The 438-nt window shown below is 57.1% G+C and carries 1 protein-coding gene; it reads right to left on the bottom strand.

Annotated features, from left to right (window positions below):
• Positions 1 to 409, bottom strand: a 409-nt coding sequence (locus tag AACY52_RS31565) for a TorF family putative porin (RefSeq protein WP_339561589.1), incomplete at its 3' end; no start/stop codon positions are given.
• Positions 410 to 438: the final 29 nt, after the last annotated feature.

Raw genomic sequence — 438 nt, 5'->3', positions numbered from 1 at the left:
CAAACAGTTCAAAATAGTCTTTAGCCGACAGATCCGGGAACAAATAGCCGCGCCCACCCAGAGACAAGCGGAAAATTCCGACCTGCTGTTCCACGCCAGCGTAGACTTGCGCTTGAAACGAACCATAATCCGGGTTGCCTTGGGTCAGGGATCCGATCCCGCCCGAAAAAAGACTCGTTGAACCGCCAACTGGAAGCGTGGCATCAAGGCTCGCCTGCGCGACCGGCTCTTCCTGGCTGCGGGAATAGCCTCGGAATCGATAGTCTGAAGCCACCTCGACATCTCCGGAAACGTCTGGCGTCACGCGTTCTTGCGCCCAGGCCCCTCGAGAGATGGCGGCACTCAGGAATGCCGTGCTTCCCCAAATCAATCGAGCCGGCGTCAAGCTTTTTCCGCGGAATTCAATCATGTCTGGACCTTCGCGTTGCAACCAAAGGC

Origin of the sequence: Pseudomonas sp. EA_65y_Pfl1_P113 (genome assembly GCF_963970525.1) — a bacterium.
Taxonomy (GTDB): Bacteria; Pseudomonadota; Gammaproteobacteria; order Pseudomonadales; family Pseudomonadaceae; genus Aquipseudomonas; species Aquipseudomonas tritici.
This window is presented reverse-complemented; position numbering and strand designations above follow the sequence as displayed.